This window comes from Kitasatospora cystarginea (genome assembly GCF_039533515.1).
GTDB classification, from domain to species: domain Bacteria; phylum Actinomycetota; class Actinomycetes; order Streptomycetales; family Streptomycetaceae; genus Kitasatospora; species Kitasatospora cystarginea.
On the sequence record NZ_BAAATR010000002.1, the window covers coordinates 26,267 to 50,921 of the forward strand.

A 24,655-nucleotide genomic window follows, 5' to 3' on the forward strand; every position below is an offset into this window, starting at 1 on the left:
TCGGCGGCGCTGGTCCAGGAACACGTCCAGCTGCACGTGCTGGCGCAGATCAACAGGCCCTCGGCCTCATCGCCCGGCAGCATCTCCAGGGCCTCGACGATCTCGATCTCCATGGTGCTCTCCTTCTCGTTGGTGGGTTACCTACGAACTGTCACTCGGCGGCGCTGGTCCAGGAACACGTCCAGCTGCACGTGCTGGCGCAGATCAACAGGCCCTCGGCCTCATCGCCCGGCAGCATCTCCAGGGCCTCGACGGCATCGATCTCCATGTCCGTTCACCTCCTCCTACGCGCAGGACGGAACACCGCGGCCGGGCGGCCGCGGAGACTCAGGGGGTGCCGGTCAGGAAACCGGCGGCCGCGTCGACGAGGGCGGCTTCCGCCGTACCGTCGTCAAGCGGGGAGTGACCGCCGAGCGGCACCTCGTGGCAGAACAGGTCCCGCCCCTCGGTCCACCCGGCGCGCAGCAGCACCTCGCGCAGCTCCCGCGACTGGCCGACCGGGATCACCTCGTCCCGGCGGCCGTGCACCAGGAACAGCGGCAGTCCGCTCGGCGGCCGTGCGGCGAACACCCGGGCCAGGTCGCGGGCGCCGATCTCGTCCGGCGGTTCCCGCAAGGCGTCCAGCCGCTCGAGCAGGGCCCTGGTGGGTGGGAGCGCCTCCCGGTGGAGGTGGGGGCCGGACAGGAAGGGCGCGACCGCGAGGCAGCCGCTCCAGAGCTGCGGGCGCAATCCGGCGGCGAGCAGGGCGAGGTAGGCACCGTAGCTCGTGCCGAAGAGGGCAGGGGGTGCCAGACCGAGGGCAGCGCGCCGCCGCGCCACTTCGTCGGCTATCCGCAGCACGTCGGCCAGATCCGGCACGCCCCAGCAACCGTTGAGCACGTCCCGGTGGGCGCGGCCGTATCCCGTACTGCCCCGCTGGTTGGGGGCCAGCACCCCGGCTCCGGTGGCGGCCAGGCGCTGCAGGAACGGCTGGTGACCGAGGTCCCAGTGCGCCTGCGGACCGCCGTGCAGGGCGATCACGACCCGGGGCCTGCGCCACCAGCCGGCCCCACCGTGGACGACGGCCTCCACCGGCCCCCCGGCACCGTCCAGCCACTCGGTGTGCGCCTCGACGCCGACCCGCTCGGAGCCGTTGAAGGCCCATCCGCCGTTCTCCTCGACGAGAGCCATGCCGGTCGGCAGTGTGGGGGCGGAGAAGGGGAACCGCAGCCCGGCAGCCGTCCAGCCGGCCTGCCCCCGCACCACACCCTCCGGCAGGTGGAGCCGCGACACGCGGTCCGTGTCGACGTCGTAGACGACCACCTCGGAGCGCGCGCCGACCGCCGCGTGCAGGGCGACGCGGCGCCCACCGGGAGCGAAAGCCAGCGGACGGACCTCTCCGCCCAATCCAGGTATCCGACGTACCGTCAGATCCGGTCCAGCGAGCGTGAGTTCCGCTCCAGCGCGGGAAACCAGCACCCGCAGGCCGGAGTCGGTGGAGGCCAGCACCACCTCGCCCGCCGTACTGCCCGGCAGAGCAGGGTCCGGTACGAGATCACCCGTGGCGAGGTCCAGCACCGCGGGGACGGCCCGTCCCCCGACTCGTCGGCTCACCGAGAGCAGCCGCCCGGCCCGGTCGAGCCAGGTTCCTCCGCCGAACCGCTCGGAGCTGCGCAGGGCCTCGGCGACAGTGGGGTCGCCACCGGCCTCGATCCGCCACACCGACATGGAGTCTCCCGCGGTGACGAGCCATCCCAGGAGGCCTGGATCGGGGCTGGCGAGCAGCCGTGCTCCCCGGGTGGCCACGGTGCCGAGGAGCCGCTCCTCGACCGCACCCCCGGTGTGTTGCAGCAGTGTCAGCCGATGACCCCCCGGTCCGGGGCGGAGGACCAGGACCCGCCCGTCGAGTGTCGGGACCGGTTGCGTCCGCAGGGTCTCCCCGGCGTCGGACGGCAGGGCCCGCCACTGTGCCGATGAGCCGTCGAACGACCACAGCTCGACCCACATCCGGCCATCGCAGCCGGCCAGACCCGCTGCGAACCGGCCGTCGGCCGAGAAGCGGATGCTCGTGCGAAGCGTCGGCCTCGTCGTCTGCGTCCCGGTCGCCGGGGCGGACATCGCCGCCGTACTCATCGGGCGGCCCCCGCTTCGGCCGGTGCCCGGAAGGCGGGCAGCCAGAGCCGTGGGCCAAAGTCGCGCAGCCGCAGCAGGAAGCCCAGCACACCCGCCAGCCCGGTACCGTAATCGGCGATGACCTCCCGCTGGGTGTCGTCCGGCCACACCCTTCGGCCATCGCGCAGGACGTCGCGGACCAGGATCGCCTCGGCGATCTCCTCGGCGCCCGCGCGGTGTCCCCGATCCGGGAAGGCCTCTGCCAGGTCCAGCAGCAACTCGCCGTTTCCGGCCAGTCCATGGCACGCGGCCGGGGACGCCTGCCACCGGGTGTACCGCACCGTCGTGCCCGCCTGCTCGGCCGGCACCGCGAACCGCTCCTCCCCGGTGGCGGACCACAGGCGGACCAGGAACGTGCCGATCCCGGACACCCCGCTGCACCAGTGCAGGGCCATCGGCTGGACCGGGTCGAGTGCCTTGCCGCGCTCCGAAGGCCAGGTGACGCACCCGTCGTCAGGACCCGCCGCCGCGAGAAGGGTCTCCCCGGCAGCGCGGGCCAGCCGAAGACAGGACTGATCACCCGTCTCCAACCCGGCGGCCAGCAGGAAAGCACCGACCCCCGCGACCCCGTGGCCGAAGCCGTAGTGACTCAGCCCGGCGAGCGCGGAGTCGAAGGTCCGCGGGATGCTCCAGAACACCCCTTGCCCGCTCGGCTCGGCGCACTCCACCAGCTGATCCGCACACCTGCGGACACCGTCCTCGAACCGGGTGTCGCCGGTCGCCTGCCAGAGCTGAAGCTGCGCGAGGCCGGCGCCGGCCAGGCCGTGGCAGACATCCGGATTCGGCCAGTCCAGGGGGATGGCGGCCGCCAGGTCGAGCGCTTCGGCGGCCATCTCCTCGTCGCCGAGCAGGCGCCCGGCCTCGAACAGCGCCACGGCCGTCCCGGCCGAGCCGAAGTACAACCCTGGCAACAGCCTGGGGAGTTGTCGCACCTTGACGCGAAGCCACTCGGCGGTCCGGCGCACCGGTTCCCGCAGCCGTTCCTCCTCGGCAGCCGCTCGGGTGAGCACCGCCAGCACCCCGGCAGCACCGTGCTGCACACTGCACCGGTCGGTGCCCGCGCCGAACTCGCTGGAGTCCCACAGTTGTTCCGGGTCCTCGTAACGCGCGGTCGCCACCAGATGGTCGAGACCGTCGCGGAGGGCGCGGTCGAGCGCATCGCGCGGTGGCGCAGCGGCGGCCGTGACGGGAACGGGAGCCGGGCCCGGCCGCTCCAGGAACCGTCGGACCCGGCCGAGGTCCCACCGCTGCTCCGGGTCCTCCGCCAGCAATCCGAGAATGGGCTCGGCCAGGGTCCGCAGCGCGGTGTTGAGGCGGCTCATCGCCGTCGTCAGCGCGCGCAGCCGGGCATCGGCCGACCGCGCCGGGTCGCCGTCCTGCGCCTCGTCCTGCGGCAGCAGCGGGGGGACACCCGACACCAGGAAGTACAGGGTCGCTCCGAGGGCGTACAGGTCGGCACGAGGGCCGAGTGCCGGGCCGAAGCGCCCGGCGGTGATCTGCTCCGGGGGCGCGTAGCCGACCGTGTAGGCGTTCGAAACCGCCTCCCCGGGCACGCAGACGTGCTCCAGGTCGATCAGCCGTACCGCTCCGTCCGGGGACACGATCAGATTGCCCGGCTTGAGGTCGCGCAGCACCAACCCGCGGGCGTGGACGGCCTCTACCAACGCGACCAGTCGCAGCGACATCTCCCGGGCCCGCGCCAGGTCCAGGCCGTGATCGGTGCGCGGGAGCAGCCGATGGCGCACCCAGGAATCGAGGTTCTGACCGTCGAGGAACTCCTCGACCAGGAAGAGACTGCCGCTCTTCTCGAACAGCTCAAGCCTGCGCGGCGCGATCCCGTCGTCCTGAAGCAGGTCGAGCACCCGGGCCTCATTGCGCAGAGCGTCCCGGACGTCCGCGCCGGTGAGCGACGAACCGACGTGCGGCCGCGCCTGCTTGACGACCACCTGGTCGGTGCCGAGTCGGTCCTCCGCCAGGTAGACCCCGCCCTTGTTCGCATGCTGGAGCGCTCGCCGCACCGCGTAACGTCCGTTGAGCAGAACCACGTCGGGCCGTTGCGGCGCGGCCGGAGCGGCGACGCCCTCGGGGAAGGGCGAGGGCGCCCACGCGGGCGGCGAGAACCAGGCACGACGGCTGTCCCTGACCGGCGAGCCGTCCGGGGCCTCCAACACGGCCTCGTACGAACCGTCATTGCTCAGCCGGCGCAGGCCGAGGAACGCCCCGTACCGGTAGTACACCTGGCTGCCCGGCCGGTAGGGCCGGTCCGAGAGCACCGCCGGGCCGGGGAGGCCCGTGGTCGCCCGGTCCAGCAGCTGAGCCACTTCACGGAAGTGTTCGTCGTCGTCGGGATAGGCGGTCAGGAACTTCCCACCGCTGCCCCTGTCGCACCGAGTGGAGACCAGGTGGGACACCTGCTCGAGGCTGCGCGCGAACTTGAACGAGCAGCCTCGCTCGAACAGAACCGGCGCGGTTCGCGCGAGCACGACCGCCGCGGACAACGGCGTCGCGGACACATGGAGCTTCCACCCCTGCCGACGACCGACATGCTTGGGCGGCTCCAGACGGAACCAGAACCGGTCGGCCCGCATCCGCCACTCATCCGCCCCCGAGCGAACAGCCGCGGCCCGGACGAGGTCTTCGAGGAGGAAGGCATCCGGCGCAGCAATGTCCTGTCCGGCCCCCGATGCATCCGTCAGACCACCCACGAACTACCTCCCATGGCCACCGTCGCGCGGCTTTCCAGCCGCCACACCGAAGACGATAGGGACGCTCGTTCAGACGTCCTTATCGTCGCCTGAGGAAAACCTTCGAATCACCGACGTCTCGTCAGCCACGTTGCGAAGACGCCCTGGTCAGGGACCGGCCTTGATGCCTTCGCGTAACGCGCGTTCCGGCACGCCTTTCACCGTTGCCGGACGCCGTCGAAGACCGGGCCCACGCTCTCGGTCGCTCGCCAGGGAGCGGTCCGCTACGACTGGCCGGCGTCTGTTGCCGGTCGGTCTTTCACCGCTGCCCGATACCGGCGACATCCCAGGTGGTCGATCCAAGGGCCGGTCGTGCAGAGCCGGTTGAGCGGCCGCAGGCGGCCTGGTCGAGCAGCTTGGCACCGGCCGACGCGAGCGCGCCGGCCTTCGACTGGTCGTAGGGGGTTACGGAGATGACCAGCTGCCGGTGTCCGGAGGGATCGCCCACGACCAGGGTCTCGTAGCCGGGGACGCTGCCGGAGTGGCCCCAGAGGTCGCCGCAGCCGACGGAGAACTTCTGCAGGCCCAGGCCGTACTCACCGGGCGCGGCTGCCGGTGAGATGGTCTTCATCTCGGCCAGTTCCGCCGGCCGCAGCAGCTCACCACCGAGCAGTGCCGCGTTGAACCGGGCCGGGCCCGCCCATATGACGGCGTTTCAGAGGCTGTCCGCGTCCCGGTCGGCTGCTGCTCGGATCGTGAACCGGATCGGCCGGTCCGGAGCGGGCGAGATTATGCTGGGGGCATGGCTGAGTCGTTACCCTCCGCGGTTGCAGGCCGGTGGCGGCAGAGTGCCGGGTTCGCCGTCCGCGTGGGGCGTCGCACGCTCGTTGAGTCGCTGTACTCGGTCTGTTGCTGCTGTTCACCCTGCCGCTGGTGACCCGGGCGTGCGTCGCCGCCCAGGCCGGGCTTGGACAGGCGCTGTTGTCCGACATGTCCGCGTTGCACCGCAGGATCAGCGGGCTTGAGAAGGAGCGGGACACCGCCCGTGCGCAGGCCGTTGCCGCGGTGACGGCCGAGGCTGTGGCCCTGCGTCGGCTCGAACGCGATATTCACGACGGGCCCCGGCAGCGGCTGGTCCGTCTGGCGATGGAACTGGGCCGCGCCCGGCATCAGTTCGACAGCAGGCCGGAGGTCGTCCGGGAGGCGCTCGCCGACGCGATCGTCCAGGCGCAGGAGGCGCTGGAGGAGTTACGGGCCCTGTCGCGCGGCATCGCCCCGCCGATCCTCGCCGACCGAGGACTGCGGGCGGCGCTCTCCGCCCTGGCCGCGCGCTGCGTCGTCCCCGTCGAGCTCGATGCCGGCCCCGTGAACGGGCGGCCGGACGCCGCGGTCGAGACGGCCGCGTATTTCGTGGTCGCCGAGGCCCTGACCAATGTGGCCAAGCACAGCCACGCCCGCCGGTGCACGATCGGGATGCGCCACACTGGGGGAAGCTTGCGGGGCTGGGTGACGGACGACGGAGTGGGCGGCGCGGCGTTGGGCAAGGGACACGGACTGCAGGGCCTGGACGACCGGGTGCACGCGGTCGACGGCCGGCTGCGGGTCACCAGTCCCGATGGCGGCCCGACGACGGTCGTCGCGGAGGTGCCATGCCACTGGGTCGCCGCATGGCGGATCGACATGCGTCGCCCAACGGCGGGGCCGGCCGTCGGCGCGGTTCCGGGAGCACGCGAGCAGACCGGCCGCTTCCGCATCACTGCGGAAACGGCCGGTCTGCTCACGGAAACGCTGATCGGGACGGCAGGGTTCGAACCTGCGACCCCTTGCCCCCGTCAGCAGGTCTCTCTCGTGACCGCACGCTCCCGCAGGTGTACGCCGCGCCGGCGCAACGCCTGTGGGTCGCACAGCTCGTGCGCGAGCAGACGTTCGGCGAACCCGGCGCGCTGCTCCGGGGCGAGCGCGAGGACGGCCTTGACCAGCCTTTCGGCGGTGGCCTGATCGACCGCACCACCCCGGTCCTGGTAACCGAGCAGTCGCGCGGTCTCGGCATCCAGGTGCCCGTGCCCGGCCGCGTCCTCCGCGTCATCCGGCTCCTCCACGACAAGGCGCAGCGGCTGTGCGGCCTGCGCTGGGAGCAGCTCCGCGTACTTCGACAGGTCGGAGTACCTGGCAGTGAGGAGCAGGTGTTTGGCGACCAGGCCGGCCTCGGGGAAGGAGCCGTGCACGGCCAGCGGGGCCAGCTGTTCGGGTGCCAGGCCCAGGACGCAGCCGGCGTGCAGCAGTACCTCGCGTACCCGTGTGGCGCGGGGGACGTCGGGCAGCAGGGCCGTCGTGCGCTCGAGGAAGCGGGCGAGCACCTGCTGGGCCCCGTGCGTGTCGGCGTCCTCGCAGCCGCGGTAATAGCGCGCGAGGTACCCCTGCCACCAGGCGAGTTGGACCTCGTAGAGTTCGCCGACCAGGGTCTCGTAGGCCTCCTGCGGGAGCATGCCGGCGTCGGCGAGCTCCTTGAGCGCGGGGACCAGGTCCCGGTACACCAGCCGCATCCAGGTGTGCGGGGATCGCTGGATCCCCCAGCACTCCGCTTGCGCGTGGTCACCCAGCAGTTCGGCCAGGCTGAGCTCCCCGGTGGTGAACTCGGTGGCGACGCCGGTACCGGTGGCCTCGAAGCGGTAGAAGTGATCGGAGCTGAGGGGCGGCAGGGGGGTGGGCAGCCCGTTGTCGATCAGCTTTTCCAGCTCCGCGTAGCCGGCCTGCAACGCGTCGTGGTCCAGAGCTGGTTGGGGCGAGAGCGGATCGACGAAGCGGGTCTTCACCTTGGCGATCTCCTCGGAGATCGCCTGATAGAGGAAGACCTTGTCGAACCGGTAGCTGAACGAGAGCCCGATGTAAGGGAAGACGGTGCAGCTGCGGCACTCTGTGCGGTGCCCGACCTCCTCGTCGCGAACGCGCAGGAACTCCGGCTCCTGCACCAGTTCGCGCAGTGGGCGGTTCCATTCCACCGAGTTGTCGAAAGCGTGGTAGCAGGGCAGCACCAACCGCCCGTCCGGGCCTACGGTCAGGATCCGCTTGTTGGCGTAGCAGTCGGTCGGGGCGGTGGGGTCAAGGTTCTCCCCGTACTTGCGGAAGTGCAGGTTGATCAGCGCGAACGGCTGGTAGAGCAGCCGGATGAGTTCGGCGGCGACCAGGTCGGTGGTCGGCTCCGACTCGTTCATCCGCCCGGCCCGTCCGGCCGGGGCCACGAGCGGCTTGCCGTTCTGCTCGATCAGCTTGAGCTTGCGGGCCGTGCGGTTGGTGTCGCGGACGGTGTCCTGCTCGTCGAAGTAGTCGAACATCCCGGAGAAGTAGACGGTGATCCGGTTCTCCTGGGCGAAGCGCAGCAGGTCCGGTATCTCGTCCACGTTCTCGCGGGTGACCACGCAGATCAGCTTGAGGTTGCCGGAGCCGGCGGCGATCACCCGCTGGATCACGTCGAGCGCCCGGTCCAGGGTCGGAACGCCGCGGATCTGACGGTAGCGGTCGGGACGGAGGGTGTCCAGGGAGACGTTCATGGTGTCGACGTACGGCACGATCGCGTCGATGTGCTTGGCGAAGCGGATGCCGTTGCTGGTGATCTCCACCGTCATGCCGAGCGACTTGGCGTACTGCACGATCCCGTTGATGTGCGGGTGCAGCACCGGCTCGCCGCCGGTGAAGTCGACGTAGCGGACGCCGAGTTCGTACAGCTCGTCCAGGATCTGGCAGGCCCGTTCCAGGGTGAGCTCCTGGTAGCCCTTGAACTTGTCGTCCTGCCAGACATTGCAGTAGCCGCAGAGCGAGTTGCAGCGGAAGGTGATGTAGAAACGGGCCGACTGGAGCCGGCTCTGGGGATCGGTCTGGGGGGCGGCGGTCGCGGGAGTGATGCGCGCGGTCACGGGTGTGGGTTCTCCGACGGTAGGGGCGGCGGGGGCGGAAGGGGTGGCACCGGGCCGGTCAGGGCGGTGGGGCGCCCCGTGCGGCGGTCCAGAGGGCGTACCACTTCGCGTGCCGGAACCCGTTGACGCGGGAGGAGCCGCCCACGACTCGGGCGCGGATGCGGTGGACCTCGGCGCCTCGCTGCCGGACACCGGCGCGCGGCAGGGCACGGGCGTCCGACGGCGGACGCGGCCATGCCTCCTGCTCAGGCCCGTGGTCGGGCCCGGCCTTCACGAGGCGGACGGTCCGTGCCGGGTCCTCGCTCAGCCGGGAGGCCGGCACGCGGCCGGCTACGCCCCCACCGGGTGTCACCACGTCGTAGCCGGACCGGAGCCCATCCGCCGCCGTGTACGTCATGCGCCGCTCTCGGCGGACGCGGCCTTCCGGGCGGTCCCCACCGCCGGGTCCGAGGTCAGCACCGGATCGGTGGCCCGAGCCAGCAGGTCGTCGCGGCCGATGGCATCGGCGCGGGTCGACGGCACCGTGCACGCGTACGCTCCGGCCACCGCGCCGTACAGCGCGCAGCGGTACACGTTCTCGCCGGCGAGCCAGCCGAGCAGGAAGCCGGAGGCGAATGCGTCGCCGGCGCCGTTGGTGTCCACCACCGGGGCGGGCGGGGTGACCGCGGGGACGTGCGTCAGCTCCCCGTCGGCCAGCAGGTACGCGCCCTCCGCACCGGCGGTGGCCACGACGATCCGAGCCCGGCCGCGCGCCGCGATGTCGCGCATGGTGCGCTCTGGGTCGGCGAGGGCGGTGGTGGACAGGAAGACGAGGTCCGCGGCAAGCGCGAAGGGCTCGTGGTACGGGTTGACACCGTCCCAGTTGTGGAGGTCGGTGGAGATGGTGACGCCGGCCTCGCGCAGGGCGGGCAGCGCCAGGGCGCACGGGTAGGTGATCACCACGTGGGCGTGCCGGCTGGCCGCGGCCAGGGCGCGCACCGTGGCGTCCGGGAGGCGGTCGCTCTCCTGGGAACGGGTGTTGTCGTACAGCGAGAGCCGCCGCCCGTCGGGGCCGACCAGGTTGACCGCTCGCTTGGTGCCCTGGACCGAGGGCACCTCGGTGAGCGGGATGCCCAGGTCGCGGTGGAACGCACGGACCAGGTCGCCTTCGGGGTCGTCGCCGAGCAGGTCGATGTGGTGGGTGCGCAGGCCGAGGGCTGTCACGCCGAGGGCCACGAAGTCGCCGCTCTGCCCTGCGCGGGTCACGATGCCCGGGTTGATCATGTAGCTGTCGGCGTACGGGAGCGGCAGCTCGGGGACGTGGACGATGGTGTCCACGCCGGCGCCGCCCAGTACGAGGATGTCGGTCTTGGTACTCATGGGATGGGATTCCTCTCGGCTGCGGATGGTGTCAGAGGTCGCGGTAGAGCTCGGCGACCGCCCTCGGGCCCGGGTGGGCACGCACGTCCTCCAGCGTCAACGTGTTTCCCTGCGGATCGGCCACGGGGAGCCGCCAGTTGGGGTACTCGTGGGAGGTGCCGGGCAGGTTCTGCGGGCGCCGGTCGCCCACGGTGTCCGGGAGCCAGACGCCGAGGAGTTTCGCCGGGGTCCGGGCGAGGAAGCGGTGCAGGGCCAGCGTCTCGCGGCTCGGGACGGCCCCGGCTTCCGTCTCCTCCGCCGGGCGGTCCGGTCCGATCAGCCCGCACCGTCCCAACTCCGCCAGCCAGCCGTCGCGTTCGGTGGCCGCTGCGGCCTCGGCCTGGTCCACCGGCTGGGTGAGCAGGCCCAGCCGCTGGTGCAGCCGAACGTGCTCGCCGTCCAGCCAGGCGGCCGTACTGGGCAGGTCGTGGGTGGTCAGCGTGGCGAGGCAGTCCGCGCGCCACTCCTCGGCCGGCAACGGCCCGGAGCGCTCCTCCGAGCCGCCCGCGTACTCGAACCGCAGGACCGAGGTACCGAGGATGCCTCGGTCGGTCAACTCCTCGCGCACCCCGGGCTCGACGGTGCCCAGGTCCTCGCCGATGACGATGCTCCCGGCCCGGTGCGCTTCCAGGGCGAGCACGCCCAGCAGCGCCTCGTGGTCGTAGCGGACGTAGGTGCCCTGGTCGGCCGGGGCGCCCTCGGGGATCCACCAGAGCCGGAACAGGCCCATCACATGGTCCAGGCGCAGGGCGCCGGACCGCCGAAGGGTCGCCCGCACCACCTCGGCGAACGGCGCGTAGCCGGACGCGGCCAGGGTGTCGGGGCGCCAGGGTGGCAGCCCCCAGTCCTGCCCGCTGCGGTTGAAGTCGTCGGGCGGGCACCCGACCGTCATCCCGCCGGCGAGGTACGGCTGGAAGCACCAGGCGTCCGCGCCCTCCGGGTCCACGCCCACTGCGAGGTCGTGCATCAGCCCGATCGCCATGCCCGCCTCCGTCGCGGCGGACTGCGCCCGGTCGAGTTGCTCGTCGACCTGCCAGGCCAACCACCGGTGGAAGGCGACCCGGTCGCCGAGCGCGGCCCGGGCAGCCGCGATCCCGGTGCCGTCGGGAGTGCGCAGCCCGTCAGGCCAGGAGCGCCAACGCGGGCCGTACACCTCGGCGAGCGCGCACCACAGCGCGAAGTCGTCCAGCCCGGGACCGCCGGCCTCGGCATAGCGCCGGTACGCCTGCTCCCGGGCGGGAGCGAGCGGGACCCGGTGCGCCAGCTCCAGTGCCTGGAGCTTCAGGGACCAGGCGGCCTCCCGGTCGATCAGTGCGCCCGCCCGCACCCGCTGGTTCGACTCCCGTGCCCGCGCGAGCAGTCGGTCGGCCCGCACGCGGTCGTCGCCGGTCAGCTCGGCGAACCCGGCGACGGCCTCGACGCGCAGGTTCATCGGGTCGGGGTGGCGCCTGCTGCTCGGCCGGTACGGGGAGGGGTCGGGCAGCGGCCCCGGCGCGTAGGCGTGCAGCGGGTTGAGCAGGACGAACCCTGCGCCCAGCCCGCCCGCCCAGGAGGCGAGTTCGGCCAGGTCGCCGAGGTCGCCCAAACCCCACGAGCGGTGCGAGAGCAGCGAGTACAGCTGCACCAGAAAGCCCCAGTGGCGGCGCCCCGGCCCTGCCAGGCGTTCCGGGGCGACCAGCAGCAGAACGGCCTCGGCCCGGCCGTCGCGTTCGGCGTGCAGGACGTGGCGGCCGACGGGGAGGTCAACCAGCTCCTTGCCGAGGGCGCCGATCCCGTGGCGGGTGCCCTGCTCGGTCTCGATCCACAGCTCGGCCCCGGGCGGGGTGGCCAGGCCGGTCGGCGGACGGCCCGCGCGCAGCACCACGGTGGGCGGCAGCAGTCGGTGGGCCGATGCCTCCTGGCGCTCGGCGAGGGCTTCGCGGATGCCGGCGGAGCTGCTCGTGTCGGCGCCGAGGGCGGCGAGCACGGCGCGCAGGGTGTCGGGCGAGATGTCGACCGGCCGGCCCAGGTCGGTGGTGTAGCGGGTCGCCACACCGTGGAGGCGGGCCAGCTCGGCCAGGTCGCGGTTGATGTCAGCGGAGCGGGGCATGGGTGCGGCCCGGTTCTGTGTGGTGATGGGCGGGTGGGAAGAGTCGCTCCAGGACCGCGGCAACGCCGTCCTCCCCGTTGGTGGGGGCGATCTCGTCGGCACGGTGGAGCACGTCCGGGTGGGCGTTGCCCATGGCGACGCCGTGCCCGGCCCAGTCGAGCATCGGGATGTCGTTGGGCATGTCGCCGAACGCGACGGTGTCGGCGGCGGAGAAGCCGAGCAGACGGGCGGCTGCGGCCAGCCCGTTGGCCTTGCTGACTCCGGCGGGCAACAGCTCGACCATGCCCTCCCCGGAGTGGGTGACCGCGACCCGGCCGGCGCAGATCCGCGCGGCCAACGCGGCCAGCCGGTCGTCGTCCGTCCGGCGGCCGCGGATCAGCACCTTCTCCACCGGCTGCGCCCACAGCTCCTCTGGGTCGCACACCAGGCGCCACCCGTGCCGGACCCGCTCGCCGAAGGCGCTGGTGACCAGGAACTCCCCGGTCAGGCCCGCGGTGACCACGCCGAACTCCAGTGGTCCGGCGGCCTCGGCGATCCGGTCGACCAGCGCCCGTACGGTGGGCCGGTCCAGGCGGGCCGTGGACAGCAGCCGGTCCGCGGTGGCGTCGTACAGCTGCGCGCCCTGGCCGCACACGGCCAGGCCCCCGTAGCCCAGGGACGCCAGAAGACTGCGGAGGTTGCCGGCCGGGCGGCCGGTGACGACCAGGTGGCGGGCGCCGTACGCCTGTGCCCGGGCGAGCGCGGTGCGAGTGCGGACGGAAACCGTCAGGTCGTCGCGGAGCAGGGTGCCGTCCAGATCGGTGGCGACGACGGTGAAGCGGGGTGGCGCGGTCATCGCCCCTCCGGCTGGTGCAGCATCAGCAGGGTGTGTGCGGCGAGCGTCGCCGCGTCGGTGATCCGGCCGGAGCGGACCAGCTCGCGCCACTCCTGCGGGTCGGCCCGGCGCTGGCACATGTCGGCCTCGGTGGCCTCCCGTTCGGGCGCGCCCTGGGTCAGCTCCTCGGCGAGGAAGACGTGGCAGCCCTGGCTGGAGTAGCCGTAGGCGACGTGCAGCCGACCGAGGTAGGTCATCCGGGCGGCCCGGAGTCCGGTCTCCTCGCGCAGCTCGGCGCGGGCCAGGTCGAGCGGCGCGGCGCCCCGGTGGCCGACGGGCCAGGAGCCCTGGGGGAACTCCCAGTAGCGTCCGCCGACCGGGTAGCGGTACTGCTCCACCAGGTGCACGCTGCCGTCTCCCTGACGGGGGATCACCAGTGCGTAGTCGGGCTTGTCGACGACTCCGTACAGGCCCGGGCCGCCGTCGGGGCCCAGGACGTCGTCCTCGCGGACGGTCATCCACGCGTTGCGGTAGACCTCACGGGAGCGGACGGTGCGGATCACGGTCGGGCCTCCAGCAGCTCGCGGGCCCCCTCGGCGACGCCGCGCACCCGCAGCCCGTGCCGCAGGAGGAAGTCGTCCAGGAGGGAACTGGTCAGACAGGTGTGGGCGGGGCGGCTCGCGTACCGGCCGCCGGCCCGGGGCACCCGGAGCACACGGGTGCGCGGCACGCCCAGAGCGTCGGCGATCGCCTCGGCCCAGGCGGCGCGGGACACCCGGTCGGGACCGCCGAGGTGGAGCAGCGCGGGCGCACCCGGTGCCAGGGCGGCGGCGGTCACCGCCGCGACGTCGTCCACCAGGACCGGGGTCGTCCACTGGTCGTACGGGGCTTCGACGGTCTCCCCCGAGCGGAGCCGATGGGCGCAGGCGGCGAAGAAGTTGAGCCACTTCGCCGAGTCGGCCGGCTCCCAGCCGTAGACCAGGCTCACCCGCAGCACCGTGGTGTCCGGGGCGGCGCGGACGATCCGCTCGGCGGCCAGCTTGGCCCGCCCGTACGCGTTGGCGGGAGCGGGGTCGGCGGACTCGTCATTGTCGGGGCGGGAGCCGTCGAAGACGTTGTCGGTGGAGACCAGGACGAGGCGGCGGCCGGCCGCGGCGGCCGTGAGGTGGGCCGCAGCAGCGGTGTGCAGCTCTTCGGCGCGCTCCGGGTTGGCCTCGCACCAGGTGACGTCGGAGGGCCCGTGGACCAGGACCAGCCGGTCGGGCCGGACCCGGTCCACGACGCGGGCGCAGGCGGCCGGGTCGGAGGCGTCCAGGCACATCCACGGCGCACCCACCCGGTCGGGCGGGCGGCGGGAGGCCAGCACGGCGTGGCCGCCGTCACGGGCCACCCGGGCGGCCACCGCGCGGCCGACGAAGCCGCTGCCGACGATCAGCGTGGTCGCCCCGTCGGTGCGGGGCACGGTGGAGGTCACGCGGCCGTCACCACCCGGTGCGTGGCGCCCCGCGCCGCCAGTAGCCGTCCGGCGCCGATCAGGCCGTGGTCGTCGTCGGGCGCCCCGAGCACGGCCATCCTGCGGATCCCCGCCGGATCGAGGCCGAAGCAGCCGAGGCGTTCCAACTCCTCGGTGAGCAGTGCGGTGTACCGGGGGCCCACGGCGAGAGCGAAGCCGCCCATCAGGATGTACCGGCGCACGCCGATCGAGGTGAACACCGAGGTGATGGCGCAGGCGAGGTGGGCCAGGCCGCCCCGCAGCACCGCCGTGGCGAACGTGTCCTCAGCGCGGACCGCCGCCACCAGGGCCGGGTTGTCCAGTCGGTCCGGATCCGGGGTCGTGCGTGCGAGCACTGAGCGGGCGTAGCCCTCCGGATCGGCGTGGGCGGCGCGGCGCGCGGCGGCCAGCATGCCGCGGCCGGAGGCGATCGCGCCGAGGTGGCCGCGCCGACCGCAGTCGCACAGCGGCGCATGCGGGGAGGGATCACACGTCCAGTGGCCGAGCTCGCCGCCGTGGCCCTCGGCGTCCAGCAGCACCTCGCCCGCCCGGTACACCTTGCTGCCGATGCCCGAGCTCACCGTGATCAGACAGAACGGGGCCTCGTCCGGGCCTTTGACGTAGCGCCACACGGCGGCCGTCAGGTCGTTGACGACGACCACGGGGAGCCCGAGCCGCTCCTCCAGCGGCACCCGCAGCGGGAGCGGCCCGCCGCGCTCGCCCCAGATGGTGGGCGCGGTCAGCACGCGCCCGTCGGCGGTGACCGGTCCGGCGAAGGCGACGCCGAGCGCGTGACTGCCGTGCCTCGCCACGGCCTCCGCGGTCAGGTCGGCCAGCTGCCGCGCCACCTTGGCCTGCAGTAGCGGCACCGGGGCGCCGGGATGGCGGGCCAAGCCCTCGGTCGGGATGCGGCGGATGTCGGTCAGGGCGTCTGTCGCAGGCTCGTAGCGGGCGGTGCGCAGGGTGGTGCCACCCACGTCGACGACCGTGTAAGCGTCAGCCACGGAGGCCTCCCAGGGCGGGCAGGACCACTGCGGTCCGGACTGCCCCGGCAGGCTGCGGGGGTGCTACCTGCTGCACGGTGCCGTCCTCCAGAACGATCGCGCCGTCGATCTCGGCCCCGGCCGGGACGGCGGCGCCGGGCAGCAGCACGCTTCGGCGCACCCGCGCCCCGGCCCCGACGCGGGCGCCCGGGAAGGCGACGCTGTGCTCGACGAGTCCGTCGTTGGCCAGGTCGGCCGCGACCAGGCTGCGGGTCAGTCCGGGGCCCGCGGTGACCAGTCGGCGCGCCATCGCGGACCGTACGGTACACGGTAGTTGATCGACCGTCATGGTCGGATCGTGATCCAGCAGCGCCAGGTGGGCCCGGTGGTACCGCTCGACAGTACCGATGTCCTCCCAGTGCCCGCGAACCTCGTGGCCGAGGATCGGCTCGCCGCCGGCGAGCATGGCCGGGATGACGTCCCTGCTGATGTCGTGTTGCCAGTCGGTGCCGTCCAGGCGTTCCAGGTAGTGGTGCAGCCGGGCCGCGTCGAAGACGCAGAACGCGGCGAAGACCAGGTCGCTGGTCGGCTCGGCGGGCTTCTCGACGAAGGAGGTGAGCCGGCCCGCGGTGTCGAACTCGACCATGCCGAACAGGTGGACGTAGCGCCGCTCGATCCGCTGGTAGGCGAGGGTGAGCGCGGCGCCGGAACGGCGGTGGGCGGCGATCAGCGGCCGGTAGTCGAAGCGGTAGACGTGGTCCGCGTGCAGCACCAGGACCTCGGAGGTGCCCGGACCGAACAGGTACGGGGCCTTGCGGATCAGCGCGTCCGCGGTACCCCGCTCCGGCGGCGTGGTCCGGTCCGGGGCCTGGTAGCCCTCGCCGGCACGATAGGCCCGGTCGTAGGGCCCGAAGTGGACCCGGAAACCGGGCCGCCACCAGGTGCGGTACAGGTCGTCCATCAACTGCCGTTCCTCGTACTGGGACAGCAGCAGCACCTCGCCGAAGCCGGAGGCCTCGGCGTTGGCGAGCGAGAAGTCGATGAGCCGGCAGGAGCCGCCGAACGGGACCAGCGGCTTGAGCCGACCCGAGCCGAGCGCACCCATGCGGCGGCCCTCGCCGCCGGCCAGCAGCGCGGCGCGCACCCCGTCAGTCATGGCGCACCACGTCCCAGGCGGAGCGACCGTCGGCCAGGGTCAGCAGCAGGGTCAACTCCCCTCCAGGGTGGATGTGTTCGCGTTCACCGCCGAGGACACCGGCGAACACGCCGGGCGCCGTGCGCTCCAGCGGGCGTACGGAGACCTCCCGGCGGCCGGGACCGGGCGGGGCGAGGGTGACGACCTCGACGCGTTCCGCGTGGGGCAGGCGGTAGACGATCCGGCCGTCCGCCACGGTGCGGCGCCCGGACAGGCGGGCGCGCAGCAAAGGGTCGGCCTCGGCGGCCGCCGCGCAGCGATCGAAGTCGGCGCGTAGCCAGGCCGCTTCGAACAGGGCGTGCGCCGCGGTCGGGTCGAGCTCACGGCAGCGCCGGTAGGCGTCGGCGTCGCCGAACCTGGCGGCGGCCTCGGCGATGGCGTCCGGACGGGTGCGGTAGGCCTCGGCCGGCAGCAGGTCGAACCAGCCGTGCCGCAGCAGCAGGTCCGCGTCCGGCTCGGGGCGGCGTTCCTCCCACAGCGGGGTGAATGCCTCCAGGTGGAGCCGGGCGACCTGCTCCCAGGTGAACTCCCTTGCCGTGGCGATGGCGTTGGCCCGGAGCCGGCGGTACTCCTCGGGGCGCTCGCGCAGCAGGGCGGCGGCCTGGCGGATGCGCGCGGCGAGGGCGTCGACGAGGAGCGCGTCGTCCTCCGCGAAGGAACGGTTGACGGCGAAGCCGGTGGCCCGCTCCGCGAAGGGGCCGTCCAGGGGGTCGGCGACGTGCCCGAAGTGGGCCATGCCCAACTGGGCGGTGGCGATGGGCACGGCGCCGACGGACATGGCCTCACCCTGGGCGATGAGGAACGTGTCCATTTCGAACTTCGAGGGGAACAGGCAGAAGTCGGAGGATGCCGCGTACTCCAGGATCCGCTGCTCCTCGACCCGCTCGCACTCCAGGTGGATGCGACCCCTGTGGCGTTCGACGACCTCGCGCAGGTACGGGTCGTCGATCCCGCCGTCGCTGATGCAGCGCAGCACGAAGTTGGCGGCAAGCCCCTCGTCGAGGACCCGGTCCACCGCCCGGAACAGCTCGACCTGCCCCTTGTGGTTCACCGCGTAGCGGGCGTTGTGGAAGAAGGTCGGCAGGTCGGGGTCGAGCCCGAGCCCGCCGAGGACCGCCGCCCGGTCCGCGGCGGGCCGTGCCGCGTCGGTCCAACGGGAGCCGATGGCGCAGCCGCCGACGAAGCTTTTGTGAGCGTTGCGGGCCACCGTCTCGCGCACCGGGAGTCGCGTGAAGGGCCGTTCGAAGGGGGTGTCCGCGAAGTCCGTGTAGAACGCCAGGTGCCCCGGCGACAGGAAGTCGAGCAGATCGGCGTGGTCGGCGACGAGGTCGTAGATCCGCACGTGCCCGGGGCCGTACTCGTAGTGCAGATGCGTGCGCTGCTGATAGGCGCTCAGGACGGTCTCGTGCTCGCTGCACGACCGATCCGGCGCCTCGTCCTCGGCGGGCAGCGTGACCTGGGCGTCCAGAAACCGCAACAACCGCTCGACCTTGGGCCGGTAGACCTTCTTGGTGATCGGCATGTTGCTCTGCACCGTCCCGACGACCAGCTTGGACGGGTCGTCGCGGAAGGCCGCGGGGAGCAGGTAGTGGTAGTACGGCTCGTGTGCGTGGATCAGCGCCTTCTCGTCGGCGAAGTACCGGCGGACGAACCGCACGGTGTCCACCTGGTAGCCGAGCGGCTTGAAGAAGACCAGGTCGCTGCCCTTGGTGTGGTAGGGCGGGTAGAAGCGGTCGGGCAGTTCGTCCAGCAGGCGGTTGGACAGGAAGTACAGGTCCACACCGTCCAGGCGCAGCCGGTGGGCGGTGGTGGTCAGCGGGATGCCGACCTCGGGCGGGAAGGCGGCCCAGGTTGCCGGGTCGAGCACCAGCGGCAGCTCGTAGCTGTCCTCGTAGTCGAGGGTCTCCAGGTCGTAGGAGGCGCGGAGGTCGTCGAGGCGGCCGTGGGCGGGGGTGACGACGGAGACGCGGTGGCCCTGTCCGGCGAGCGCCTTGGACAGGTTCCACAGGTAGACGGAGATGCCGCCCTGCAGGAAGCGGTGGTCGAAGCCCCCGCACTCGAAGTAGGTCTCGATGACGTGCACGGGATGTCGCTCCTTCATCGGGCGGCCGGGAGGCCGCCGGCCTCGACGGCGTGCCGCAGGTTGATCGCGGCGTGGTAGGCGCGGTCGTGGGCGTAGGCGTAGTCGAGTTCGTGCAGCAGTCGGCGTAGCCGGAACAGCCGCCACGCCGGGTGCCCGCCGAGATCCGGGTCGCGGCCGACGAGCAGGTCGCCGACCCGCACGGCCCACCGGCCGGCGGCGCGGCGCAGCCGCTCCAGTGCGGCCAGGCGCTCCGCCGTCCAGCCGGGGGTGTCCGGCCTGACACCGGCCGCCTGGAGCAGGGCGGTGCGGCAGGTGTCCTCGGGGTCCATGCCGAGGGTCTGCGCGGCGTGGTCGGCGAACTCGTCCGCGGTGAAGATCTCGACGCCGCGACGGAGGGCGGCCAGGTCCTGCCAGGGCGACTGGGCGGTGCCGGGATCGGCCGGGTCCGACCGCCCCGTGGACAGGTCGATGACGCACAACTCCCAGGAGGTGTCCGAACGCTCCCGGCGCACCAGGTGCGACAGGTGCAGGTCGCCATGGCACGGGCCGCTCGGCCACGGCCGCGGTGGCAGCTCCGCGATGCGGCCGAACTCGGCGTCGAGGCCGCGGACGGCGGCCTCGCGCACCGGAACGGGGAAGCGCGCGTCGGCGCGGATCAACGGGGTCAGTGCCGCCAGCCGCTCGGCGGTCTCGGCGAGCCACCCGGCGGCGGGGAACTCCGGGTACGAGCCGAGGCGTTCGGCGAGATCCCGGTGGAAGTCGCGCAGGAACCTCCCGGTCGCACGCAGCGGCGCGACCAGGGCCTGCTGGGACGCGGTGACCGCGGCCTCCGGGTCGGCGCCCGCGTGCACCAGCGGCCACAGCGAGCGGATCCCCGCGCTCAGCGGGACGTTGAGGCCCTCGCCCTCGGCGTAGCGGTAGACCACACCAAGGGGTTCGCGCCGCCCGGTGGCGGTGTCCACGTAGCTGTAGTCGCCGACGGGCTGCTGGGTGCGGCCGCTGCCGCTCATCAGCCGCAGCAGTTCGGGCTCGCGGGTGCCGCCGCTGACCCGGCGGTAGGTCTTGTGGGCGTGCGCCGTACCGCCGAGGTCCAGCAGCGACAGGGCGTTGGAGCACCAGCCCGGCTCGAAGGGCAGCTGGCCCCGGTAAGGGGCGGGTTCACCGTGGAACTCGATCACGTTGCCGTGCCGGGTGGGCAGCCGCAGTCCCTCGCGCAGCGCGTCGACCACCGCCCGGTCGAAGGCGGCAGCGCCGGTCGCGGCCCGGCCCGGGTCGTCGTCGAGGACCGGGACGAACCAGCGGGAGTCATCGGCCGACGCTGCCGGGTCGCCCCCGGCGCCGACCAGCAGCAGCCGGATCCCGCCCAGGGCGGCCTGGTCGAGCACCTCGAAGCGCCCGGAGCGGCGGCTGGTCTCGTCCAGCCAGGGGGCCGCACGCAGGAGGGCGGCCGTGGCGGGCGCGAGGTCGTCCGACAGCAGGGTTTCCAAGGATCAGCTCCCGGTCATCTCGTAGCGGTCCACACCCCGGTGCCAGACGGCCAGGGCGAGCGCCACCAGGCCCGCGGTCACCGCGAACAGCCAGGGCAGCGGCCGAGCGCGACCGAACAGCAGGTAGGAGGCGGGGACGTAGGCGGTGAACGCGTAGGGCAGCAGCCAGGTCAGCAGCCACCGCAGCGACGGGTGGTAGAGGTCGAGGGGGTAGCCGGAGAAGTCGCCCAGCTGGTTCGCGGCGTACAGGGCCGGAAAGCTGTTGGTGGTCCAGAAGGCGAGCGAGGCGAACAGCGTCTTGATCGAGGCGAGGATCAGGGTGCCGCACAGCACCAGCACCGGGGCCACCAGGAGTCGGGTGGTGTCCGCAGTGAGCGTGAGCCGGCCGGCGGCGTACCAGACCAGCCCGGCGCCGGTGAGCAGCTCCCCGAAGCCGTCCGGGTAGAGGAAGCGCTCGGACAGCAGCGAGAACAGCGGGTGCACCGGCCGGATCAGGTAGCGGAAGAACTCGCCGTTCTGTACGAGCTTGCGGGCCAGGATCCACAGCTGGTCGGTGAACATCCGGTCCAGGCCACGCGGCAGAAGCGAGAACCCGAGCAGGAACAGCACCTGGTCGTAGTGCCAGCCGGCGATCTCCGGGACCTGCCGGAAGACCATGCCGATCACCGCGACCTGGCAGACCACCCGCAGCAGCAGGCCGCCGGCGCCGAGCAGGAAGTCCATCCGGTACTCCGTCAGCCGGTGCACGCTGACGGCGCTCAGCTGCCAGGTCAGCCGGACGTAGCGGACCGTGGTGGAAACGGGCCTCATCCGCCGAGCACCTCCACCCGGCGCACCGCCCCGCGCCAGGCGAGCGCGGCCAGGCCGCTCAGCGCCGCGGCCCACGCCAGTTGCACGCCAAGGATCGCGGCGGCACCCAGCGGCCCGTGGTAGCGGCCGAGGAGCAGCCGCAGCGGCCCGTCGACCATGCCCTGGAAGGGCAGCGCCCGCGCGACCGCGGCCAGCGGGCCCGGCATCAGCGCCAGCGGCACGACCTGCCCGGCGAAGAACGCCACCACGCTGTCCTTGACCACGCGGACTCCCCAGATGTTGGTGGTGACGAAACCGGCGAGGCCGACCAGTAGGTTCACCCCGAAGCCGATCACCAGGGACAGGACGGCGGAGCAACCGAAGAGCAGCACGCCCTCCGGGCTGGGAGCGGAGAGCGGCAGCGACAGGGCGTACAGCACCACCACGGGGACGGCGACCAGCGTGGCGTTGGTCAGCGACACCGGCAGGCCGGCTGCGAAGCGGGCCAACGGATAGCTGACCGGACGCAGCAGCGAGACGGCGATGTCGCCGCGCTGGACCTCCCCGGCGACCTCCTCGTCCACCCGGTTGGACTGGAACAGCGCCAGCACCTGGGCGAGCAGAACGTACGTGGTGAGCCGCGGCAGGTCGTAGCCGCCGGGCAGGCCCCCGCCGGCGTACACCGCGCGCCAGAGGGCGACCTGCACGCCTACGGCGGTGGTCGCGGTCAGAGCGTTGATCAGGAACATCGACCGGTACCGGAGCAGGCTCTGCAGGCTGCCGACGGCGAACGGCGCGTACCGGCGCAGGGTGGCGGCCGTCATACCGGCACCTCCCGCGTCCCCGCCCGGCGGGCGTAGATCCGGCGGAGCACCGTCTCCAGGTCCGGTTCCGGGGCGACGCAGTCGGTGAGGTCGAAGTGCTCCAGCAGGAAGCCCATCACCTGCCGGACGGACCAGCGGCGGGCCGGGTACTCGACCTTGATCCGCCCGCCGTCGATCCGGCCGGCCGACGCGCCGTCGAGCCGGTCCTCCACCAGGGCGACGGCCTGTTCCGGAGTGGGCCCGTCCCGGTACTCGAAGACCACCGCCCGGGTGTCGGCCGTGCGCAGCAGTTCGTGCATGGTGCCCTGGTGCACCACCTCGCCGTGGTTGACCACCAGCACCTGGTCGCAGATGGCGGTGATGTCGCCGATGTCGTGGCTGGTGAGCAGGACGGTGGTGCCGAGTTCCGCGTTGACCTGGTTGACCAGTTCCCGGACGGCTTCTTTGAGCACCAGGTCGAGGCCGACGGTGGGCTCGTCCAGGAACACCACCGCCGGGTCGTGCAGCAGGCTCGCGGCCACCTCGGCGCGCATCCGCTGCCCCAGGCTCAACTGCCGTACCGGCGTGGAGCCGAGCGCGTCGAGATCGAGCAGTTGGCGGTACCGCGCCATGTTGCGCCGGTACACCGGATCGGGGATCTCGTGGATCCGGCGCAGGATCCGGAAGGAGTCCGGAACGGGCAGATCCCACCAGAGCTGGCTGCGCTGGCCGAACACCACACCGATGCCGGCCGCGGTGCGCCGCCGCTCCCGGTACGGCTCCAGGCCGTTCACCAGGCAACGCCCCGAGGTCGGACGCATGATTCCGGTCAGCATCTTGATGGTGGTGGACTTCCCCGCGCCGTTGGCTCCGATGTACGCGGCCTTGACTCCGGCCGGAAGCTCGAAGGAGACCCCGGCCACCGCGCGCACCACGCGGTACTCCCGGCTGAACAGCGTGCCGAGGCTGCCGAGCAGTCCGGGCCTGCGCTCGAGGACCTTGAACTCCTTGACCAGGTTCTCCGCGACGATCACCGGGCGGCCTCCACGGCGCGTTCCAGCGCGCGGGCGAGCAGGGCGATGCCCTCCTCCAGCAGCGCGGGCTCGATGGTGAACGGCGGGGCGAGCCGGATGATGTGCCCGCCTATCGAGGCCCGCAGGCCCAGGTCGAGGGCCGCGAGGTAGACCGCGCGGGCGATCTCGGGCGCCGGCTCGCGGGTGGCCCGGTCGCGGACGAACTCCAGCCCGTGCAGCAGGCCGATGCCCCGCACCTCGCCCAACACCTCGAAGCGGGAGTGGAGTTCGGCCAGCCGGTCGTCCAGCAGCGCGCCCAGGACACGCACTTGTCCGATCAGCCTGTCCCGGGCCACCACTTCCAGCGTCGCCTTCGCCGCGGCGATGCCCAGCGGGTTGTTGGAGTAGGTGGACGCGGTCGAGCCGGCCCTGGCCGCGTCGGGGTGGCGCAGCACCGCGGAGCGGCCGGCCAGGGCGGCGAACGGGAAGCCGGAGGCGAGGCCCTTGGAGAGGGTCACCAGGTCCGGCTCGATGCCGAGCCGGTCGCTGGCCAGGAAGGTCCCCGTCCGTCCGCCGCCCGTGAGCACCTCGTCGGCGACCAGCAGGACGCCGTTCTCCCGGCAGCTCTCGGCGATCTGCTCCCAGTACCCGGGGGGTGGAACGATGACGCCGGCCGCGCCCAGCACAGGCTCGAAGACCAGCGCCGACACATTGGGCTTCTCGGCGATGTGCCGCCGTACCAGCGTCGCGCAGCGAACGCCGCAGGAGGGGTACTCCAGGCCGAGCGGGCAGCGGTAGCAGTACGGCGAGTAGCCGAGGATGCTGTTTCCGGCGAGGGACTGGTGCCCGATGTCCCAGTGGACCAGCATCCGGGCACCCTGGGTCTTGCCGTGGAAGCCGTGGCGCAGCGCCCCGATCCGGTTGCGTCCCGGCTCGGCGACGGCCTGGACGGCACGCAGGGCGGCCTCGACGACCTCGGCGCCGGTGGAGAAGAACGCGTAGGTGTCGAGCTCCTCGGGCAGCAGCCGGGCGAGCAGTTCGCAGAGTTCGGCGCGGTCGGCGGTGGCGGAGTCGTGGACGTTCCACAGCCGGGCGGCCTGCTCGGTGAGTGCGCCGACCACCTCGGGGTGGCAGTGGCCGAGGGACTGGGTGAGGGTGCCGGCCGCGAGGTCGATGTACTGGTTGCCGTCCAGGTCGGTGAGCACCGCGCCGCGTCCTTCCACGAAGACCCGGCGGCCCAGCGCGGACTCCTCCGAGGCACCCGGAGCCAGGTGGGCGGCCTCGCGGGCCAGCCAGTCCAGCTGGCGGGGGCCGGTCACCGGTCGCCGTCCAGCGGTCCGATCTCGAAGACCAGCAGCTGGAGATCGGCTTCGGTGTCGTTGGCGAGACCGTGCTCACCGTACGGCCGGTTGGGTATCACGTCGCCGGCGCGAACCTCGAACTCCGAACCGTCCAGGGTCATCCGGCCGCGGCCGGAGAGGATCACATAGGTCTCCCGGTCGTCGGCGTGGCGGTGCAGGCCGATGGAGGTGTGCGGGGGCAGTACCACCAGGTCGATGAAGGCGATGGGAGCCGGTGCGTCGTCCGCACGGTAGACCCGGTGGGCGAGGATCGTGCCGGCGCCGCCGTGGTCGCCGGTGATCGATTGGAGCAAGTCCTCGTTCAGGTTGGTGATCTGACGGTTCGTCATATCGCGAGCCGGTGTCGGTTCGGCGGTACTCATCTCGGTGCGGCTCCTGTCGAGGCGTGGTGCGGGCGTGGGC

At 72.7% G+C, this 24,655-nt stretch carries 19 protein-coding genes and 1 pseudogene; 1 reads left to right on the top strand and 19 read right to left on the bottom strand.

Features of this window, described 5'->3' with window-relative positions; genetic code table 11:
• Window positions 1–327: 327 nt before the first annotated feature.
• From ABD369_RS02090 to ABD369_RS02100, 3 genes are all read right to left on the bottom strand, one after another.
• Window positions 328–2,097, bottom strand: coding sequence for an alpha/beta hydrolase family protein (locus ABD369_RS02090; RefSeq protein ID WP_344634432.1), 1,770 nt, complete (start codon window positions 2,095–2,097; stop codon window positions 328–330).
• 11 nt (window positions 2,098–2,108) lie between these two features.
• Window positions 2,109–4,739 carry a class IV lanthionine synthetase LanL gene (gene lanL, locus ABD369_RS02095; protein WP_344634433.1) on the bottom strand — a complete coding sequence of 877 codons (2,631 nt, stop codon included), beginning with the start codon at window positions 4,737–4,739 and terminating at the stop codon, window positions 2,109–2,111.
• 415 nt (window positions 4,740–5,154) lie between these two features.
• A complete protein-coding gene (locus ABD369_RS02100) occupies window positions 5,155–5,466 on the bottom strand; it encodes a hypothetical protein (protein ID WP_344634434.1) in 312 nt (103 codons plus the stop codon).
• A 359-nt stretch (window positions 5,467–5,825) separates the two neighbouring features.
• On the opposite strand from ABD369_RS02100, the pseudogene ABD369_RS02105 reads away from it, so the two are divergent.
• A pseudogene (locus ABD369_RS02105) lies at window positions 5,826–6,104 on the top strand (histidine kinase); the annotation flags it as partial.
• A gap of 563 nt (window positions 6,105–6,667) precedes the next feature.
• Here the strand turns inward: ABD369_RS02105 and ABD369_RS02110 are convergent.
• The 16 genes from ABD369_RS02110 to ABD369_RS02185 are packed head-to-tail and all read right to left on the bottom strand — an operon-like array spanning window position 6,668 to window position 24,582.
• Entirely contained in the window at window positions 6,668–8,746 is a 2,079-nt protein-coding gene (locus tag ABD369_RS02110; RefSeq protein ID WP_344634435.1) for a radical SAM protein, read from the bottom strand.
• A gap of 58 nt (window positions 8,747–8,804) precedes the next feature.
• Entirely contained in the window at window positions 8,805–9,143 is a 339-nt protein-coding gene (locus tag ABD369_RS02115) for a hypothetical protein (protein WP_344634436.1), read from the bottom strand.
• Complete coding sequence (locus tag ABD369_RS02120) at window positions 9,140–10,105, bottom strand: adenosine kinase (RefSeq protein ID WP_344634437.1); 966 nt, start codon at window positions 10,103–10,105, stop codon at window positions 9,140–9,142. Before ABD369_RS02120 ends, ABD369_RS02115 begins: the two co-directional genes overlap by 4 nt.
• A 31-nt stretch (window positions 10,106–10,136) precedes the next feature.
• Window positions 10,137–12,233: a 4-alpha-glucanotransferase gene (gene malQ / locus ABD369_RS02125; RefSeq protein ID WP_344634438.1), complete on the bottom strand. Its 2,097-nt coding sequence runs from the start codon at window positions 12,231–12,233 to the stop codon at window positions 10,137–10,139.
• Complete coding sequence (locus tag ABD369_RS02130; protein WP_344634439.1) at window positions 12,217–13,068, bottom strand: HAD family hydrolase; 852 nt, start codon at window positions 13,066–13,068, stop codon at window positions 12,217–12,219. The genes malQ and ABD369_RS02130 overlap by 17 nt, the downstream gene beginning before the upstream one ends.
• A complete protein-coding gene (locus tag ABD369_RS02135; protein WP_344634440.1) occupies window positions 13,065–13,610 on the bottom strand; it encodes an NUDIX domain-containing protein in 546 nt (181 codons plus the stop codon). Before ABD369_RS02135 ends, ABD369_RS02130 begins: the two co-directional genes overlap by 4 nt.
• Window positions 13,607–14,521, bottom strand: coding sequence for a sugar nucleotide-binding protein (locus tag ABD369_RS02140; protein WP_344634441.1), 915 nt, complete (start codon window positions 14,519–14,521; stop codon window positions 13,607–13,609). The genes ABD369_RS02135 and ABD369_RS02140 overlap by 4 nt, the downstream gene beginning before the upstream one ends.
• The gene (locus tag ABD369_RS02145; RefSeq protein WP_344634442.1) at window positions 14,518–15,543 is read right to left on the bottom strand and encodes an ROK family protein; all 1,026 of its coding nucleotides are present in this window, start codon (window positions 15,541–15,543) and stop codon (window positions 14,518–14,520) included. The genes ABD369_RS02140 and ABD369_RS02145 overlap by 4 nt, the downstream gene beginning before the upstream one ends.
• Complete coding sequence (locus ABD369_RS02150; protein WP_344634443.1) at window positions 15,536–16,678, bottom strand: sugar phosphate nucleotidyltransferase; 1,143 nt, start codon at window positions 16,676–16,678, stop codon at window positions 15,536–15,538. Before ABD369_RS02150 ends, ABD369_RS02145 begins: the two co-directional genes overlap by 8 nt.
• Window positions 16,671–18,800 (bottom strand): glycosyltransferase, encoded by a 2,130-nt coding sequence (locus ABD369_RS02155; RefSeq protein ID WP_344634444.1) that lies wholly within the window; start codon window positions 18,798–18,800, stop codon window positions 16,671–16,673. Before ABD369_RS02155 ends, ABD369_RS02150 begins: the two co-directional genes overlap by 8 nt.
• 14 nt (window positions 18,801–18,814) lie before the next feature.
• Window positions 18,815–20,287: a hypothetical protein gene (locus tag ABD369_RS02160; RefSeq protein ID WP_344634445.1), complete on the bottom strand. Its 1,473-nt coding sequence runs from the start codon at window positions 20,285–20,287 to the stop codon at window positions 18,815–18,817.
• Window positions 20,288–20,290: 3 nt separating this feature from the next.
• Entirely contained in the window at window positions 20,291–21,097 is an 807-nt protein-coding gene (locus tag ABD369_RS02165) for an ABC transporter permease (RefSeq protein WP_344634446.1), read from the bottom strand.
• Window positions 21,094–21,900: an ABC transporter permease gene (locus ABD369_RS02170; protein WP_344634447.1), complete on the bottom strand. Its 807-nt coding sequence runs from the start codon at window positions 21,898–21,900 to the stop codon at window positions 21,094–21,096. The genes ABD369_RS02165 and ABD369_RS02170 overlap by 4 nt, the downstream gene beginning before the upstream one ends.
• Window positions 21,897–22,913, bottom strand: coding sequence for an ABC transporter ATP-binding protein (locus tag ABD369_RS02175; RefSeq protein ID WP_344634448.1), 1,017 nt, complete (start codon window positions 22,911–22,913; stop codon window positions 21,897–21,899). Before ABD369_RS02175 ends, ABD369_RS02170 begins: the two co-directional genes overlap by 4 nt.
• The gene (locus ABD369_RS02180) at window positions 22,910–24,211 is read right to left on the bottom strand and encodes an aspartate aminotransferase family protein (protein WP_344634449.1); all 1,302 of its coding nucleotides are present in this window, start codon (window positions 24,209–24,211) and stop codon (window positions 22,910–22,912) included. The genes ABD369_RS02175 and ABD369_RS02180 overlap by 4 nt, the downstream gene beginning before the upstream one ends.
• Window positions 24,208–24,582, bottom strand: a complete 375-nt coding sequence (locus ABD369_RS02185; protein WP_344634450.1) for a cupin domain-containing protein — start codon at window positions 24,580–24,582, stop codon at window positions 24,208–24,210. Before ABD369_RS02185 ends, ABD369_RS02180 begins: the two co-directional genes overlap by 4 nt.
• Window positions 24,583–24,655: the final 73 nt, after the last annotated feature.

Bases quoted from the DNA above. Each gene is read 5' to 3' on its own strand.
- ABD369_RS02090 (WP_344634432.1), bottom strand. From the start codon at position 2,097: ATGTCCGCCCCGGCGACCGGGACGCAGACGACGAGGCCGACGCTTCGC.
- lanL (WP_344634433.1), bottom strand. From the start codon at position 4,739: ATGCGGGCCGACCGGTTCTGGTTCCGTCTGGAGCCGCCCAAGCATGTC.
- ABD369_RS02100 (WP_344634434.1), bottom strand. From the start codon at position 5,466: ATGAAGACCATCTCACCGGCAGCCGCGCCCGGTGAGTACGGCCTGGGC.
- ABD369_RS02115 (WP_344634436.1), bottom strand. From the start codon at position 9,143: ATGACGTACACGGCGGCGGATGGGCTCCGGTCCGGCTACGACGTGGTG.
- ABD369_RS02120 (WP_344634437.1), bottom strand. From the start codon at position 10,105: ATGAGTACCAAGACCGACATCCTCGTACTGGGCGGCGCCGGCGTGGAC.
- malQ (WP_344634438.1), bottom strand. From the start codon at position 12,233: ATGCCCCGCTCCGCTGACATCAACCGCGACCTGGCCGAGCTGGCCCGC.
- ABD369_RS02130 (WP_344634439.1), bottom strand. From the start codon at position 13,068: ATGACCGCGCCACCCCGCTTCACCGTCGTCGCCACCGATCTGGACGGC.
- ABD369_RS02150 (WP_344634443.1), bottom strand. From the start codon at position 16,678: ATGACTGACGGGGTGCGCGCCGCGCTGCTGGCCGGCGGCGAGGGCCGC.
- ABD369_RS02165 (WP_344634446.1), bottom strand. From the start codon at position 21,097: ATGAGGCCCGTTTCCACCACGGTCCGCTACGTCCGGCTGACCTGGCAG.
- ABD369_RS02170 (WP_344634447.1), bottom strand. From the start codon at position 21,900: ATGACGGCCGCCACCCTGCGCCGGTACGCGCCGTTCGCCGTCGGCAGC.
- ABD369_RS02185 (WP_344634450.1), bottom strand. From the start codon at position 24,582: ATGACGAACCGTCAGATCACCAACCTGAACGAGGACTTGCTCCAATCG.